General features: G+C 70.5%; 15 protein-coding genes. 13 read left to right on the top strand and 2 right to left on the bottom strand.

What is annotated here, in order from left to right; translation table 11 throughout:
• Positions 1 to 120 precede the first annotated feature (120 nt).
• The 6 genes from ACPPVT_RS15630 (at position 121) to ACPPVT_RS15655 (ending at position 6,440) form a co-directional block, all read left to right on the top strand.
• Entirely contained in the window at positions 121 to 3,981 is a 3,861-nt protein-coding gene (locus ACPPVT_RS15630) for a multifunctional oxoglutarate decarboxylase/oxoglutarate dehydrogenase thiamine pyrophosphate-binding subunit/dihydrolipoyllysine-residue succinyltransferase subunit (protein WP_426567176.1), read from the top strand.
• A 17-nt stretch (positions 3,982 to 3,998) separates the two neighbouring features.
• Positions 3,999 to 4,175 carry a DUF6104 family protein gene (locus ACPPVT_RS15635; RefSeq protein WP_426561816.1) on the top strand — a complete coding sequence of 59 codons (177 nt, stop codon included), beginning with the start codon at positions 3,999 to 4,001 and terminating at the stop codon, positions 4,173 to 4,175.
• Positions 4,176 to 4,179: 4 nt separating this feature from the next.
• Positions 4,180 to 4,797 carry a GDSL-type esterase/lipase family protein gene (locus ACPPVT_RS15640; protein ID WP_426561818.1) on the top strand — a complete coding sequence of 206 codons (618 nt, stop codon included), beginning with the start codon at positions 4,180 to 4,182 and terminating at the stop codon, positions 4,795 to 4,797.
• Positions 4,798 to 4,876: 79 nt separating this feature from the next.
• Positions 4,877 to 5,698, top strand: a complete 822-nt coding sequence (locus ACPPVT_RS15645; RefSeq protein ID WP_426561820.1) for a DUF4097 family beta strand repeat-containing protein — start codon at positions 4,877 to 4,879, stop codon at positions 5,696 to 5,698.
• Complete coding sequence (locus tag ACPPVT_RS15650; protein WP_426561822.1) at positions 5,695 to 6,312, top strand: PadR family transcriptional regulator; 618 nt, start codon at positions 5,695 to 5,697, stop codon at positions 6,310 to 6,312. The genes ACPPVT_RS15645 and ACPPVT_RS15650 overlap by 4 nt, the downstream gene beginning before the upstream one ends.
• Positions 6,309 to 6,440 (top strand): hypothetical protein, encoded by a 132-nt coding sequence (locus ACPPVT_RS15655; RefSeq protein ID WP_426561824.1) that lies wholly within the window; start codon positions 6,309 to 6,311, stop codon positions 6,438 to 6,440. Before ACPPVT_RS15650 ends, ACPPVT_RS15655 begins: the two co-directional genes overlap by 4 nt.
• Positions 6,441 to 6,476: 36 nt before the next feature.
• On the opposite strand, the gene ACPPVT_RS15660 is transcribed toward ACPPVT_RS15655, so the two are convergent.
• Positions 6,477 to 7,445: a zinc-binding dehydrogenase gene (locus tag ACPPVT_RS15660; protein ID WP_426561826.1), complete on the bottom strand. Its 969-nt coding sequence runs from the start codon at positions 7,443 to 7,445 to the stop codon at positions 6,477 to 6,479.
• Positions 7,446 to 7,463: 18 nt separating this feature from the next.
• Between ACPPVT_RS15660 and ACPPVT_RS15665 the strand changes: the two genes are divergently transcribed.
• Positions 7,464 to 9,173, top strand: coding sequence for an alkaline phosphatase D family protein (locus ACPPVT_RS15665; RefSeq protein WP_426561828.1), 1,710 nt, complete (start codon positions 7,464 to 7,466; stop codon positions 9,171 to 9,173).
• A 48-nt stretch (positions 9,174 to 9,221) separates the two neighbouring features.
• On the opposite strand, the gene ACPPVT_RS15670 is transcribed toward ACPPVT_RS15665, so the two are convergent.
• Complete coding sequence (locus ACPPVT_RS15670; protein ID WP_426567177.1) at positions 9,222 to 10,448, bottom strand: NAD(P)-dependent malic enzyme; 1,227 nt, start codon at positions 10,446 to 10,448, stop codon at positions 9,222 to 9,224.
• Positions 10,449 to 10,716: 268 nt separating this feature from the next.
• Here ACPPVT_RS15670 and ACPPVT_RS15675 point away from each other — a divergent pair, with 268 nt between their 5' ends.
• Genes ACPPVT_RS15675 through ACPPVT_RS15700 form a run of 6 tightly spaced genes read left to right on the top strand, consistent with a single transcriptional unit; the run spans position 10,717 to position 14,932 of the window.
• A complete protein-coding gene (locus ACPPVT_RS15675) occupies positions 10,717 to 11,628 on the top strand; it encodes an ABC transporter substrate-binding protein (RefSeq protein ID WP_426561830.1) in 912 nt (303 codons plus the stop codon).
• Positions 11,625 to 12,602 (top strand): amino acid ABC transporter permease, encoded by a 978-nt coding sequence (locus ACPPVT_RS15680; RefSeq protein WP_426561832.1) that lies wholly within the window; start codon positions 11,625 to 11,627, stop codon positions 12,600 to 12,602. Before ACPPVT_RS15675 ends, ACPPVT_RS15680 begins: the two co-directional genes overlap by 4 nt.
• The gene (locus ACPPVT_RS15685) at positions 12,602 to 13,459 is read left to right on the top strand and encodes an amino acid ABC transporter ATP-binding protein (protein WP_426561834.1); all 858 of its coding nucleotides are present in this window, start codon (positions 12,602 to 12,604) and stop codon (positions 13,457 to 13,459) included. Before ACPPVT_RS15680 ends, ACPPVT_RS15685 begins: the two co-directional genes overlap by 1 nt.
• 58 nt (positions 13,460 to 13,517) lie before the next feature.
• The gene (locus ACPPVT_RS15690) at positions 13,518 to 13,811 is read left to right on the top strand and encodes a peptidase S24 (protein ID WP_426561836.1); all 294 of its coding nucleotides are present in this window, start codon (positions 13,518 to 13,520) and stop codon (positions 13,809 to 13,811) included.
• A 39-nt stretch (positions 13,812 to 13,850) separates the two neighbouring features.
• On the top strand, positions 13,851 to 14,255 hold the full coding sequence (gene sodN / locus ACPPVT_RS15695) for a superoxide dismutase, Ni (RefSeq protein ID WP_426561838.1): 405 nt from the start codon (positions 13,851 to 13,853) through the stop codon (positions 14,253 to 14,255).
• Complete coding sequence (locus ACPPVT_RS15700; protein ID WP_426561840.1) at positions 14,252 to 14,932, top strand: ABC transporter ATP-binding protein; 681 nt, start codon at positions 14,252 to 14,254, stop codon at positions 14,930 to 14,932. Before sodN ends, ACPPVT_RS15700 begins: the two co-directional genes overlap by 4 nt.
• Positions 14,933 to 14,936: the final 4 nt, after the last annotated feature.

The following is a 14,936-nucleotide window of genomic DNA, read 5'->3' on the forward strand; positions in this document are numbered from 1 at the left end:
TTACCAGGAGGCGGTCGGCGGCCGCGCTGACGAAGCACTAGCCTGGGGCGTGTCGGTCGCCTGCCGGTGACCGGAGCAGTGCATCACGCGATCGAGGAAACGAAAGAGGCGATCACCGCCGTGTCGCAGGAGTCCGCGAGCAGCGACCCGATGGCGGCCTTCGGGCCTAACGAATGGCTGGTGGACGAGCTCTACCAGCAGTACCTGAAGGACCGTTCGACGGTCGACAAGGCCTGGTGGGAGTTCTTCGAGGACTACACGCCCTCCGAGCTGGCGCCGACGAACGGCCAGGTCGCCGCCTCCGACGACACCGACCCAGGGCTCGCGCTGCCCGCCACGCCCGCCGAGACTCCGCCCGAGCGCTCCGCGCCGGCCGTGCCCTCAGCAGCGCCCACGCCGCCGGCTCCGGCTGCCGCCACCCCGGCACCGCCGGCACCACCCGCGGCGCCCGCGCTCCCGGCCAAGGCTGCCGCCAGCCCGGCCCCACCCGCACCGCCCGCCGCTAGCCCAGCACCGCCCGCACCACCCGCACCGCCGGCCCCGGTTGCCGCCCGGCCGGTACCCACCGCCGCCAGCACCCCTGCGCCGGCCGCCAAGACCCCGCGCCCCGCGGACGCCGAGAGCGACGTCCGCCCGTTGCGCGGCGCGTCCGCACGGGTCGTCACCAACATGGAGGCCAGCCTCCATGTCCCGACCGCGACCAGCGTGCGCGCCGTCCCGGCCAAGCTGCTGATCGACAACCGCATCGTGATCAACAGCCACCTCAAGCGCAGCCGCGGCGGCAAGGTCTCGTTCACCCACCTGATCGGCTACGCGGTCGTCAAGGCGCTCGCCGCGATGCCGGACATGAACTACAGCTTCGTCGAGGTGGACGGCAAGCCCGGCGTCTCGCGGTCCGAGGCGGTCAACCTCGGCCTGGCCATCGACCTGGCCAAGCCGGACGGCACCCGCCAGCTGCTCGTCCCGAGCATCAAGGGCGCCGAGTCGATGGACTTCGCTCAGTTCTGGACCGGCTACGAGGACGTCGTACGCCGGGCCCGCGCGCAGAAGCTCACCGCCGACGACTTCGCGGGGACGACGATCAGCCTGACCAACCCGGGCACCATCGGCACCAACCACTCGGTGCCGCGACTGATGTCCGGCCAGGGCACGATCGTCGGTGTCGGGTCGCTGGAGTACCCGGCCGAGTGGCAGGGCGCAAGCGAGGAGACGTTGAACCGCAGCGCGATCTCCAAGATCGTCACGCTGACCTCGACCTACGACCACCGGATCATCCAGGGCGCGCAGTCCGGCGACTTCCTGCGGCGCATCCACCAGCTGCTGCTGGGCGACGACGGCTTCTACGACGGGATCTTCCGGTCGCTGCGGATCCCGTACGAGCCGATCCGCTGGGTGCAGGACATCTCGGCCAGCCACGACGACGACATCACCAAGACCGCCCGGGTGCAGGAGCTGATCCACGCCTACCGGGTGCGCGGTCACCTGATGGCCGACACCGACCCGCTGGAGTACCGCCAGCGCCGTCACCCCGACCTCGACGTGATCACCCACGGGCTGAGCCTGTGGGACCTCGACCGCGAGTTCCCCACCGGCGGCTTCGGCGGCAAGCCCTTCATGAAGCTGCGCCACATCCTCGGCGTGCTGCGCGACTCCTACTGCCGCACCGTCGGCATCGAGTACATGCACATCCAGGACCCCGAGCAGCGAGCCTGGATCCAGAGCAAGGTCGAGCGCCCCTACGACCGGACGTCCGCGGACGAGCAGCTGCGCATCCTGCGCCGGCTCAACGCGGCCGAGGCGTTCGAGACGTTCCTGCAGACCAAGTACGTCGGGCAGAAGCGTTTCAGCCTCGAGGGCGGCGAGTCCGTGATCGCCCTGCTGGACCGCATCCTGTCCCGCGCCGCCACCGACCAGCTCGACGAGGTCTGCATCGGCATGCCGCACCGCGGCCGGCTGAACGTGCTGGCCAACATCGCTGGCAAGTCCTACTCCCAGATCTTCCGCGAGTTCGAGGGCACCCAGGACCCGCGCAGCGTGCAGGGCTCGGGTGATGTGAAGTACCACCTGGGCACCGAGGGCAAGTTCACCTCCGAGGAGGGCGACAACACCAAGGTCTACCTGGCCGCCAACCCCAGCCACCTCGAGGCCGTGAACCCGGTCCTGGAGGGCATCGTGCGGGCCAAGCAGGACCGGCTCGACCTCGGCGGCGAGTCGTTCACGGTGCTGCCGGTGCTGCTGCACGGCGACGCCGCGTTCGCCGGCCAGGGTGTGGTCGCCGAGACGCTGAACCTGTCCCAGCTGCGCGGGTACCGCACCGGCGGCACGATCCACGTGGTCGTCAACAACCAGGTCGGGTTCACCACCGCGCCGTCCGCCTCGCGTTCCTCGTTCTACTCGACCGACGTCGCCCGGATGATCCAGGCGCCGATCTTCCACGTCAACGGCGACGACCCAGAGGCCTGCGTCCGGGTCGCCGAGCTGGCGTTCGAGTTCCGCCAGGAGTTCGGCAAGGACGTCGTGGTCGACATGGTCTGCTACCGCCGCCGCGGCCACAACGAGGGCGACGACCCGTCGATGACCCAGCCCTTGATGTACCGGCTGATCGAGAACAAGCGCAGCGTCCGCAAGCTCTACACCGAGTCGCTGATCGGCCGCGGCGACATCAGCGTCGAGGACGCCGAGGCCGCGCTGCGCGACTACCAGCAGCAGCTGGAGCGGGTCTTCACCGAGACCCGCGAGGCCACCCGGACGACCGGCGACGGTGACGCCCGCGGCGGCCTGGAGCGGCCGAAGGCGCAGGTGGACGACGACGTGTTCTCGGTGTCGCGTCCGTCGGCGATCAGCCCCGAGGTGCTGGAGCGGATCGGCGACGCGTTCTCGTCGGCACCCGACGGGTTCACGGTGCACCCCAAGCTCGCGCAGCTGATGGCCAAGCGGACCCAGATGACCCGCGAGGGCGGGATCGACTGGGCGATGGGCGAGCTGCTGGCCTTCGGCTCGCTGCTGATGGAGCAGACGCCGGTGCGGCTGGCCGGTCAGGACTCGCGGCGCGGCACTTTTGTGCAGCGCCACTCGGTGCTGATCGACAAGGTGACCGCCGAGGAGTGGACGCCCCTGCTCTACCTGAGCGACGACCAGGCCCGGTTCTGGGTCTACGACTCTCTGCTCTCGGAGTTCGCCGCCATGGGCTTCGAGTACGGCTACTCCGTGGAGCGGCCGGACGCCCTGGTGCTGTGGGAGGCGCAGTTCGGCGACTTCGTCAACGGCGCGCAGACGATCATGGACGAGTTCATCTCGTCCTCCGAGCAGAAGTGGGGCCAGCACTCCTCGGTCGTCCTGCTGCTGCCGCACGGCTTCGAGGGCCAGGGCCCGGACCACTCCTCGGCCCGGATCGAGCGCTTCCTGCAGATGTGCGCGGAAGACAACATGACCGTCGCGATGCCCAGCACCCCGGCGTCCTACTTCCACCTGCTGCGGCGTCAGGCCTACGCCCGGCCACGTCGTCCGCTGATCGTCTTCACGCCGAAGTCGATGCTGCGGCTGAAGTCCGCGGTGAGCGGCACGCAGGAGTTCACCAGCGGGCACTTCCTGCCCGTGATCGGGGACGCGACCGTGGACGCAGCGGACGTCGACCGGGTGCTGCTCTGCTCCGGCAAGATCTACTGGGACCTGGTCGTCGAGCGCGCCAAGCGCGAGGACCACGCGACCGCCATCGTGCGGGTCGAGCAGCTCGCTCCCCTGCCGGTGGACGAGATCCTGGCCGAGATCGACAAGTACCCGGGCGCTCAGCTGGTGTGGGCGCAGCAGGAGCCGGCGAACATGGGCCCCTGGCCGCACGTTGCGTTGAACCTGCCCGAGTACCTCGCCGGCCGCGCGCTGCACCGGGCCAGCCGCCCGGCGTCCGCGTCCCCGGCCAGCGGGTCGTCCAAGCGCCACGAGGAGGAGCTCAACGCGCTGCTCGAGCAGGCTCTGGGCCGCTGACCGTGGGGGCGTGACGGATGTACTTCACCGACCGCGGGATCGAGGAGCTCGAGCAGCGGCGCGGCGAGGAAGAGGTCTCGCTGTCCTGGGTCGCGGAGCGGATGCGTGAGTTCGTGGACCTGAACCCCGAGTTCGAGATCCCGATGGAGCGGCTGGCCACCTGGCTGGCTCGCCTGGACGACGAGGACGAGTGATCCGGTGAGCGAGCAGGACGATGGACGGCGCGACGTCCGGATCTGCGTGGTCGGCAGCTCGATGGCGCTCGGGTACGGCGATCCCAAGGCACTCGGCTGGGTGGGACGCGTCCAGGCTCGAACCCCGCAGGACGAGATCGACCTGACGGTGCACAACCTGGGTGTGCGCGGCGACACCACGGCCGGCGTGGTGGAGCGGTGGCGTTCGGAGGTGGGGCGGCGGACGACCGGCGGCGCCGACAACCGGCTCGTCGTCTCCGTCGGAGCAGGCGACGTCGACACCGGCCTCTCGCTGGCCCGCACCCGGTTGAACCTGGCCAACGTGGTCGACGAGGCCGCTGCCGACGGCCTGAAACCGTTCGTGGTCGGTCCGCCCCCGCGGGCGGATCAGTCCTTCAACGACCGGCTGCGCGCCGTGGTGGACGCCGAACGCGACGTCTGCGAGCGGCGCTCGGTGCCGTTCGTGGACTGCTTCGAGCCGTTGCTGGCGCACGAGCAGTGGATCACCGACCTGTCGACCGGGGACGGCGTGCACCCGGGTCAGGCCGGGTACGGCCTGCTCGCCTGGCTCGTGCTGCACTGCGGCTGGCCCGAGTGGTTGGGACTCGAACCGCTTCCTTAGCCGAAGGGCTTGACGACTCGCGATAGTCGCGATATATCTTGAGTTCCCAAGACGAGATATATCGCGAATGGAGCACGAGATGTCGGAGAGCTGGAAGGTCGACGGACCCAAGATCCTCGAGATCGGTGGCGAGGGCGAGCCAGTGCACGTGCTCCGGGTGGGCCTGGTCGCCGGCCGGGTCGACGTCGTGGCCCACGAGGACGACGAGCAGGGCGCCCGCATCGAGGTGACCAAGGTCAAGGGCCGTCCGCTCGAGATCGAGTGGGCTGCCGGCGAGCTGTCCGTGGCCCACCCCAAGGTCAAGTGGGACGGCCTGCTGGACGGACTGAAGAGCATCGGCCGCCGGGACGACGCCGCCGAGCTGAGCATCGCGGTCCCCCGCGGCTGCGAGGTCAGGATCTCCACCGTGTCGGCGGACGGCCTGCTGGCCGGGCTACAGGCCCAGGCGTCGGTCCGCACGGTCAGTGGTGAGCTGGCCGTCTCCAGCGTCCGCGGCGACGTCAGCGCCCGTACGGTCTCCGGCCGGATCGACGTCCGCGACCTGCGTGGCAGCCTCAGCGGCGAGTCGGTCAGCGGATCGCTGATCGTGCACGCCGCCGAGCTCGACTCGCTGGACGTCAAGACGGTGTCCGGCGAGCTCGTGCTGGACCTGGAGTCCACGCCCAGCAAGGTCAACATGAAGAGCGTCTCCGGCGACCTGGTCGTGCGCATCCCGCGCGAGTCCGGGTTCCGGCTGGACGCCAAGACCATGTCCGGCCAGATCGTGGCCGACGGCCGCCGGCTGGGCTCCGGCCGCCCCGGACCGCCGCAGGGCGAGATCCGGCACGGCGACGAGTCAGTGCGGGTGTCGGCCATGACGGTCAGCGGTGATGTCACGTTGCTCCGGACGGCGACCCCGTGAGTCCGGTCTTCGCGCACGGCCAGCTCCGGCTGTACATGCTGATCTCGCTGGCGGACGGCCCACGCCACGGCTACGAGATCATCCGGGACCTCGAGGAACGCTTCGACGGCCTGTACGCGCCCAGCGCGGGCACCATCTACCCGCGACTGGCCCGACTGGAGGAGGAGGGGCTCGTCGTCCGCGAGGAGGAGGGCCGCAAGGCCGTCTACCGGATCACCGATGCCGGACGGGCCGAGCTCGAGCACCGCTCGGACGACGTGCAGGACCTCGAGGTCGACCTGGACCGCACGGTCCGACAGCTCGCCGAGGAGGTCCGCGCGCAGGTCCGCGGCGGCGCCAAGGACCTTCGCGCCGAGCTGATGGACGCCGCGCGCACGGCACGCCAGCACGCGCGCGACGAGCCGGCCGACCGAACGGCGCGGGACGCGTCGTACGGGCGGCACCCACAGATCGAGAACGCCGTGGAAGAGCTGCGGCGCGGGTTGCGATCGGCAACCCGCCGGCAGTGGATCGACCAGCAGTCGCTCAACGAGATCGCATCCATCATCGAGCGGGCTCGCGACGACGTCGTCGCCGTCGTGGAGCGCGCCGTCAAGAACGGGAGGCAGTCATGATCGCCGGAGCAAGCATCGACCTGATGTCGTTCGTCCAGCGCGAGCGGGTGCGGGCCGCATCGCGGCACCACCACGTCGAGCACGACCCGAGCCATGTGGCGTCACTGCGCCGCGGCCTGACCGACTGAGCCAGCGAACGACCGCCTGACCGGCGGACGCGCCGGTCAGGAGCGGGTGAACACGACCTTGCCGAACACGTCCGAGTCGAGCATCCGGGCGAACCCGTCCCGGGCCTGCTCCAGCGGCAGCACCTGGTCGACCAACGGGCGGACGCCGGTCACCGCGCACAGCCGCATCAGCCGCTCGAGCTCCTCGCGGGTGCCCATGGTTGAGCCGACCACCCGCAGCTGCAGGAAGAACACCCGGGTCAGCTCGGCCGGCGGCGCGTCACCGCTGGTGGCACCGCAGGTGACGATCACCCCACCCGGCTTGAGCGACTTGACCGAGTGCGACCAGGTGGCCTGACCGACGGTCTCCATCACGCCGTCCACCCGCTCGGGCAGCCGCTCGCCGGAGGCGAACCCGCGGTCCGCACCGAGCTCGAGCGCCTTCGCGGCCTTGGCCTCGTCCCGGCTGGTCACCCACATCCGGTAGCCGGCGGCCGAGCCGAGCGCCACCAGCGCGGTCGCCACCCCGCCGCCGGCGCCCTGCACCAGCACCGTCGAGCCCGGCGCCAGACCGGACCGGGTGAACAGCATGCGGTAGGCCGTCAGCCAGGCGGTCGGCAGGCAGGCAGCCTCCTCGAAGCTCAGCTCAGCCGGCTTCGGCACCAGGTTGCGCCTCGGCACGACCACCTCGTCGGCGAACGTGCCCTGGTGCTTCTCGGACAGCAGCGTGCGGCCGGGGTCCAGGGTCTCGTCGCCGCTCCAGCCGTCGGAGGGGATCACGGCGTGCACGACGACCTCGTTGCCGTCGTCGTCGATCCCGGCCCCGTCGCAGCCCAGGATCATCGGCAGCCGGTCGGCTGGCAGCCCCACCCCGCGCAGGCTCCACAGGTCGTGGTGGTTCAGGCTGGCCGCGCGCAGCCGGACGCGAGCCCAGCCTTCCGGTACGTCGGGTGCTGGTCGCTCCCCCAGCGTCAGTGCGGACAGTGGATCGTCGGAGGAGCTTGCGGAGGCGAAGACGGCAAACATGGTGCGACCCTAACGTCCGTGACCCGACCCGGCAGCAGCGCAGACACCGCCCCGTACATCGTCGTCGGTCCTGTCCTGCGGTTCGTCGACCAGAGTTCCGCGACGATCTGGGTGGAGGTCGACCGCGCGTGCGTCGTCGAGGTCCTCGGCCACGCCGCACCGACGTGGGACCTGTACGGGCACCACTACGCGCTGGTCGTCGTCGAGGGGCTGGCGGCGGCCAGCCGGACGCCGTACGAGGTGCACCTGGACGGTCAGCTCGCCTGGCCGCAGGCGGGTGACGTGCAGCCGCCGAGCGTGATCCGCACGCTCGGCGACGAGACCGTGGCGCGGGTCGCCTTCGGGTCCTGCCGTCGGGCGGCACCTTTCGACCGGCGCAGCCTGCGGGTCGTCGGCGCGGACGCGCTGGTCGCCCTGGCCGAGCGGATGATGGGCGGCGGCTTCGAGCTGTGGCCCGACCTGCTGCTGCTGGTCGGCGACCAGGTGTACGCCGACGACCCGTCCCCGGCGCTGAAGAAGCGGCTGCGCGAGCTGCACGACCACGACCAGCGCGAGACCGCCGCGCAGGGACCGGACAGCGACGACGTCCGCGAGGAGATCGTGGACTTCGAGGAGTACACCTGGCTCTATCACGAGTCGTGGCGGACCCCGGCCGTGCGCTGGCTGCTCGCCACCTTGCCGACCTGCATGATCCTGGACGACCACGACCTGCGCGACGACTGGAACAGCTCGTGGTCCTGGCGACAGGAGATGACCGCCAAGACCTGGTGGCGGGACCGCGTGGTCGGCGCCTTCTCGTCCTACTGGGTGTACCAGCACCTGGGCAACCTCTCCCCTGTCGATCTGGCCGAAGACGTGGTGTACCAACAGGTTCGGGACGTTGCGGACGCGACGACGCGCGAGCGCCTGCTGGCCGACTTCGTGCTGCAAGCCGACGCCGAGCCGGACACGGCGCGCTGGAGCTTCCATCGCGACCTCGGCCGGACCCGACTCGTGGTGCTCGACTCGCGCTGCTCGCGACGGCTCGACCCGGGCGACCGCGCCATCGTGGACGACCTCGAGTGGGAATGGTTCCGCGAGGTGACGGACGTCGACGTGGACCACCTGCTGGTCGGCACGTCGCTGCCGGTGCTGCTGCTGCACGGCGTGCACCACCTGGAAGGGTGGAGCGAAGCGGTCGCGGAAGGTGCCTGGGGTCGGTGGGGCATGTGGCTCGGGGAGCAGGTGCGGCTCAAGGTGGACCTGGAGCACTGGGCGGCGTTCCGCCAGTCGTTCGACTCCATGGTGACCCTGGTGCAGGAGGTCGCGGGCCGGCCGAACCCACCGGCCAGCCTGCTGTGGCTGTCCGGCGACGTGCACTGCTCGTACCTGGCGACCGCGCACGTGGGCGGGGTCGACGCCGCACGCACCACCGTGCGGCAGCTCACCATGTCGCCCTTCCGCAACCCGCTGCAGAACTGGGTCCGGGTCGCGAACGGACGGCTGGACCATCGGTTCGCGAGGGCCGTGCTGGGTTGGCTGGCCCGCCGGGCCGGCGTCCGCGAGCCCGCGATGACCTGGGACGTCGACCACGGGCCGTGGTTCGACAACGGGGTGATGACCGTGGTGCTGGACGGCCGGTCGGCGAGCGTCGAGGTCGAGCACGCCCGCGTGGTCGCCGGCCGTCAGGTGCTGGACCGCACGCTGACCCTGCCGCTCACCGCAGAGCCCACGCCCTCGCCCGCCTGACCGTGGCAACGGCGTGCGCCAGAGCGAACGCCGTTGCCACGATCACCGCTAGGCGCGGGCGATCCCCTCGCGGCGGGCCGCGTCCGCCACCGCGGCGGCGACAGCAGGCACGACGCGCTCGTCGAAGACGCCGGGCACGATCTCGCCCGCGGTCGGCTCGGGCACCAGTTCCGCGATCGCCTGAGCTGCAGCGAGCTTCATGCCCTCGCTGACCCGTGGGGCCCGCACGTCGAAGGCACCGCGGAAGACCCCTGGGAAGGCCAGCACGTTGTTGATCTGGTTCGGGAAGTCGCTTCGGCCGGTCGCCACGACAGCTGCGAAACGGGCCGCCACGTCCGGGTGCACCTCGGGATCGGGGTTGGCCAGGCCGAAGATGATCGCGTCCGGCGACATGCCCGCGAGGGCCGCCTCCGGCACGGTGCCGCCGCTGACCCCGATGTAGGCGTCGGCACCGCGCAGCGCGTCCGCCAACGTCCCCTGGACGGCGCGCGGGTTGGTGGTCAGGGCCAGTCGCCGCTTGTGCATGGCCAGGTCGCCGCGCGCGGCCCCCAGCACCCCTTGGGAGTCGCACACGACGACGTCCGCCACGCCGGCGCGCCGCAGGATGCAGCTGACCGCGACGCCGGCAGCGCCGGCTCCGCCGACGACCACGCGCAGTCCGGTCAGGTCCTTGCCGACCACCCGTGCCGCGTTGTGCAGTGCCGCGAGGGCGACGATCGCGGTCCCGTGCTGGTCGTCGTGGAACACCGGGATGTCCAGCAGCTGCTGCAGGCGACGCTCGATCTCGAAGCAGCGCGGAGCGGAGATGTCCTCGAGGTTGATCCCGCCGAAGGTCGGGGCCAGCCGGACCACGGTCTCCACCAGCTCGTCGACATCCGTGGTCGCCAGGCAGATCGGCACGGCGTCGACGTCGGCGAAGTGCTTGAAGAGCAGGGCCTTGCCCTCCATCACCGGCAGCGCGGCGGCCGGGCCGATGTCGCCCAGGCCGAGCACCGCCGTCCCGTCGGTGACCACGGCGACCGTGTTCGCCCGGCTGGTGTAGACGTCCGCCAGGCCGGGGTCGGCGGCGATCGCGAGCGACACCTCGGCCACCCCCGGGGTGTACGCGAGGGAGAGGTCCTCGCGGCCGGTCAGCGGACGTCGGGCCGCGACCTCGAGCTTGCCACCGAGGTGGTACCGGAACACGGCCGAGCTCGGATCATGGGACGAATGGGGCGGATGGGCAGCATGATGCAGCGGTTCGGCGGACACGGGTCCGGTCACCTCAATCAGGATCGCCAGTGCAACGGGGAGGACCTCGAGGAACGCTCTACGACCGGGTATGGCCGGAATGCCCTCGCACGGGGGTCTCCCGCAAGGCACTGCCCATGGTGCCACACCGACCGGGGCAGCACGAGGCCCGTTATCCGGGCGAGACGTGGATCACGCATGGATCGCCTGCGATCACGGAAGATCACGAGACGGTCCCGATCAGCGGCGGGGTATCACCGAGAGGAAGGTCGGTGGCAGGATGCCGCCATCAGATGAGCCTTAGGAGGCCCTCGTGTTGTTGCGTTCCCGTGGTGTGGCTGCTGCCGTCCTCTTCGGCGCAGGCGCCGCGCTATCCCTCACGGCCTGCGGGTCGAACTCCCTGTCGAAGGACAGCGGGAGCTCGAGCTCGCAGACGGTGGCGTCCGCGACGGTCGACGCCGCGCTCGCCGCGAAGCTCCCGGAGAAGGTCAAGACCGCCAAGAAGATTGTCGTCGGCACGGACGCCTCCTACGCGCCGAGCGAGTTCCTGGCGGCAGACGGCAAGACCGTCGAAGGCTTCGACGTCGACCTGTTCAAGGCGGTCGGCCAGAAGTTCGGCGTGGACGTCGAGTTCGTCCCGTCGTCCTTCGACTCGATCATCGCCGGCACGAACACCGGCAAGTACGACGTCGGCGTCTCGTCGTTCACCATCAACGACAAGCGCAAGCAGCAGGCCAACATGGTCTCCTACTACAGCGCCGGCACCCAGTGGGCCACTGCCAAGGGCAACCCCAAGAACGTGTCGCCGGACGCCGCGTGCGGCCTGAAGGTGGCCGTCCAGACGGGCACCACCCAGGAGCAGGACGACCTCCCGAAGAAGCAGGCTGCGTGCAAGGCCGCCGGCAAGCCCGCCATCGTCATCCAGTCCTACCAGGGCCAGGACGAGGCGACCGCAGCCGTGGCCACCGGCAAGGCCGACGCCATGCTGGCCGACTCCCCCGTCGGTGCCTACGCCGTGCAGAAGTCCGAGGGCGCGCTGATGACCATCGGCGACATCTACGACTCGGCACCGTACGGCTACGTCTTGCCGAAGACCGAGACGGACTTCAGCCAGGCCATCGCTGACGCACTCAAGGCACTCAAGGCGGACGGGACCTACGACAAGGTCCTGAGCAAGTGGGGCGTCCAGTCCGGCGGGATCAGCGACTTCGCCGTCAACCCGTGACCGACCACACTGCGTCGACCCCCGGGACGGGTGACCGTCCCGGGGCGATCGACGCGGTGCCGGTGCGCCACCCCGGCCGGATCGTCGCGATCGTCGTCATCGCCATCCTGGCGGCGATGTTCGTCCACCTGCTGACGAACCCGGCGTTCAGGTGGCACTTCGTCTTCCAGGCGATGATCCAGCAGCCGGTGATCAACGGCCTGGTCCGCGGCACGATCGTGGTGACGGTCGGCGCGATGCTGATGGGCATCGTCCTGGGCGTGATCCTCGCGGTGATGCGGCTGTCGCCCAACAAGATCCTGTCCTGGACGGCGTGGACGTTCACCTGGTTCTTCCGGGCCATCCCGCGCTACGTCCTGCTGTTCATCATCGGCAACCTGGCGATCCTGCTGCCTCGCATCGAGATCGGTATCCCCTTCGACTGGGTCGCGACCGACCTGCTGGGCATCAACGGGGACGCCCGTATCTTCGGCTTCGGCACCACGGTCATCGGGGCCACCGTCGTCGGCGGCATCCTGGGCCTCGGGCTGTCCGAGGCGGCGTACATGGCCGAGATCGCCCGGGCCGGCATCATGAGCGTCGACAAGGGCCAGAACGAGGCCGCCGAGGCGCTCGGCATGAGCCGCGGCAAGGCGATGCGCCGCGTCGTGCTGCCGCAGGCCATGCGGGTCATCGTGCCGCCGACCGGCAACGAGACCATCGCGATGCTGAAGGACACCTCGCTGCTGATCGCCCTGCCGCTGAACGCGGAGCTGTTCTTCCAGCTGCGCTCGATCGGCTCGCGCACCTTCCAGGTCTTCCCCGTGGCGGTCGCCGCCACGCTCTGGTACCTGATCATGTGCAGCGTCCTGATGGTCGGGCAGTACTTCCTTGAGCGTCGCTTCGGGCGAGGGTTCGGCACGTCCTCCAAGGCCAAGGCGCAGCCAGGAACCGTCCCCACCGCCGCCGGGCTCACCGTGACCGGGAACAAGTGATGACTACCGCCGACACCAAGCCGCTGGTGCATGCGGTCAACGTGCACAAGGCCTTTCACGGCACGGACGTCCTCAAGGGCATCGACATGGACGTCGCGTCGGGTGAGGTCGTCACCCTGCTCGGCCCCTCCGGCTCCGGCAAGACCACTTTCCTGCGCTGCATCAACCAGCTCGAGACGATCGACGGCGGCCGGATCTGGGTGGACGGCGACCTGATGGGCTATGTCGAGAAGGGCGGCCGGCTGCACACCCTGAACGACAAGCAGATTGCCGCCCAGCGCCGCGAGATCGGCATGGTGTTCCAGCGGTTCAACCTGTTCCCGCACATGACCGCGACCGAGAACGTGATGGAGGCGCCGGTCCAGGTCAAGGGCGAGAGCAGGTCCGATGCGCGCAAGCGGGCCGGTGAGCTGCTCGAGCGGGTCGGGATGTCCGACCGTTCGCACGCCTACCCGGCCCAGCTGTCCGGCGGCCAGCAGCAGCGGGTCGCGATCGCGCGGGCGCTGGCGATGCAGCCCAAGCTGATGCTGTTCGACGAGCCGACCAGCGCGCTTGACCCCGAGCTGGTCGGCGAGGTCCTCAACGTGATGCGCGAGCTGGCCAACGACGGCATGACGATGATCGTCGTCACGCACGAGATGAGCTTCGCGCGGGAGGTCGCCGACCGCGTCGTCTTCATGGACGGCGGCGTGGTCGTCGAGCAGGGCGACCCGCGCCAGGTCATCTCCAACCCGCAGCACGCGCGGACGAAGTCCTTCCTGCAGCGCATGCAGCGCGAGGAGGCCGAGGGCCACCACGGCGCCGCGATCGCCATCCCCGCCGACGTCGAGCCACCGGCCGACGCGACGGAGGCCTGAGCTGAGCGCTGACCCCCCCGCTGGACGGTGGGGTCAGGTCGTCGTCCGTGGGCGCTCGATGAGCCCGACGCTGTCGGACGGCGACCGGCTGGCCGTGCGCTGGGGTGCATCCCCCCAGGTCGGCCAGCTCGTCGTCGTCCGGCTCCCGGACGGCCCCGACGGTCCGCGCCCGGTCAGCGTAAAGCGGGCCGCGATGCGGGTGCACGACGGCTGGTGGGTCGAGCGGGACAACCCCGACGAAGGCGTCGACTCCTGGCTGGTGGGCGCGGTGGCGGACGCCGACGTCCTGGGCGTCGTGCACCTGCGGCTCTGGCCACGACCTGGTCGCGCGACCCGTCGACCCCGCAGGTAGGTTGACGTCGTACTCGAGCCGCGAAAGAAGGGAACATCCATGCTCTCCCGCCTGTTCGCCCGCACCGTCGAGGTCAGCGCCCACTGCGACCTCCCCTGCGGCGTCTACGACCCCGCCCAGGCCAAGATCGAGGCTGAGTCCGTCAAGGCCATCATCGGCAAGATGAAGGACAGCTCCGACCCGGAGTTCATCGCCCGGGCGGTGCTCATCAAGGAGCAGCGCTCGGAGCTGGTCAAGCACCACCTCTGGGTGCTGTGGACCGACTACTTCAAGCCGCCGCACTTCGAGAAGTACCCGAACCTGCACACCCTGTTCAACGAGGCCACCAAGCTGGCCGGTGCGGCCGGCACCAAGGGCACCTCGGACGCCGGCAAGGCCGACGAGCTGCTGGCCAAGATCGACGAGATCGCAGCGATCTTCTGGGAGACCAAGAAGGCCGCGTGAGCGGAGCACCGCAAGCCCCGGAGGCCGACCCCGCGACCTCGGGGCCGGCCTCCGACGGGCCGGGGCTGGTCGCGGCCGGGGTGAGCAAGCAGTTCGGGCGCAAGACCATCATCGGTGCGGTCGACATCGAGGTGGCTCCGGGCGAGGTGCTGGCCCTTGTCGGCGGCAACGGATCCGGCAAGACGACCTTGCTGCGCATCCTCACCGGGGCCATCGACCCGGACGCCGGTGAGGTCTCCTGGCGCGGACGCCCGCTGGACGAGTCCGACCCGTGGGTCCGCCGCGAGGTCGCCGTGCTGCTCGACGACGCCGAGACCTTCCCCGACCTGTCCGTGCTCGAGCACGTCGAGCTGCTCGCCCGGGCGTTCGGGCTGGACGACGCCCGTCGTCGCGCCACCGAGGTTCTGGACGAGGTCGGGCTGAGCGGCCAGGTCGGGCAGCTGCCGACGTCCCTGTCCAGCGGCCAGCGGCACCGGTTGGGCCTGGCCAGCGTCCTGGTCCGCCCGGCCGGGCTCGTCGTGCTGGACGAGCCCGAGCAGCGGCTCGACGAGAGCGGCCGGCTCTGGCTGTCCACCCGGCTGCGCCGGCTCGCGGACGACGGAGCCTCGATCGTGCTGGCCAGCCACGACGAGCAGCTGGTCGAGGACGTCGCGGACCTCGTGCTCGAGCTCGGCTGACGAG

The organism is Angustibacter sp. McL0619 (assembly GCF_049994355.1).
Taxonomy (GTDB): domain Bacteria; phylum Actinomycetota; class Actinomycetes; order Actinomycetales; family Angustibacteraceae; genus Angustibacter.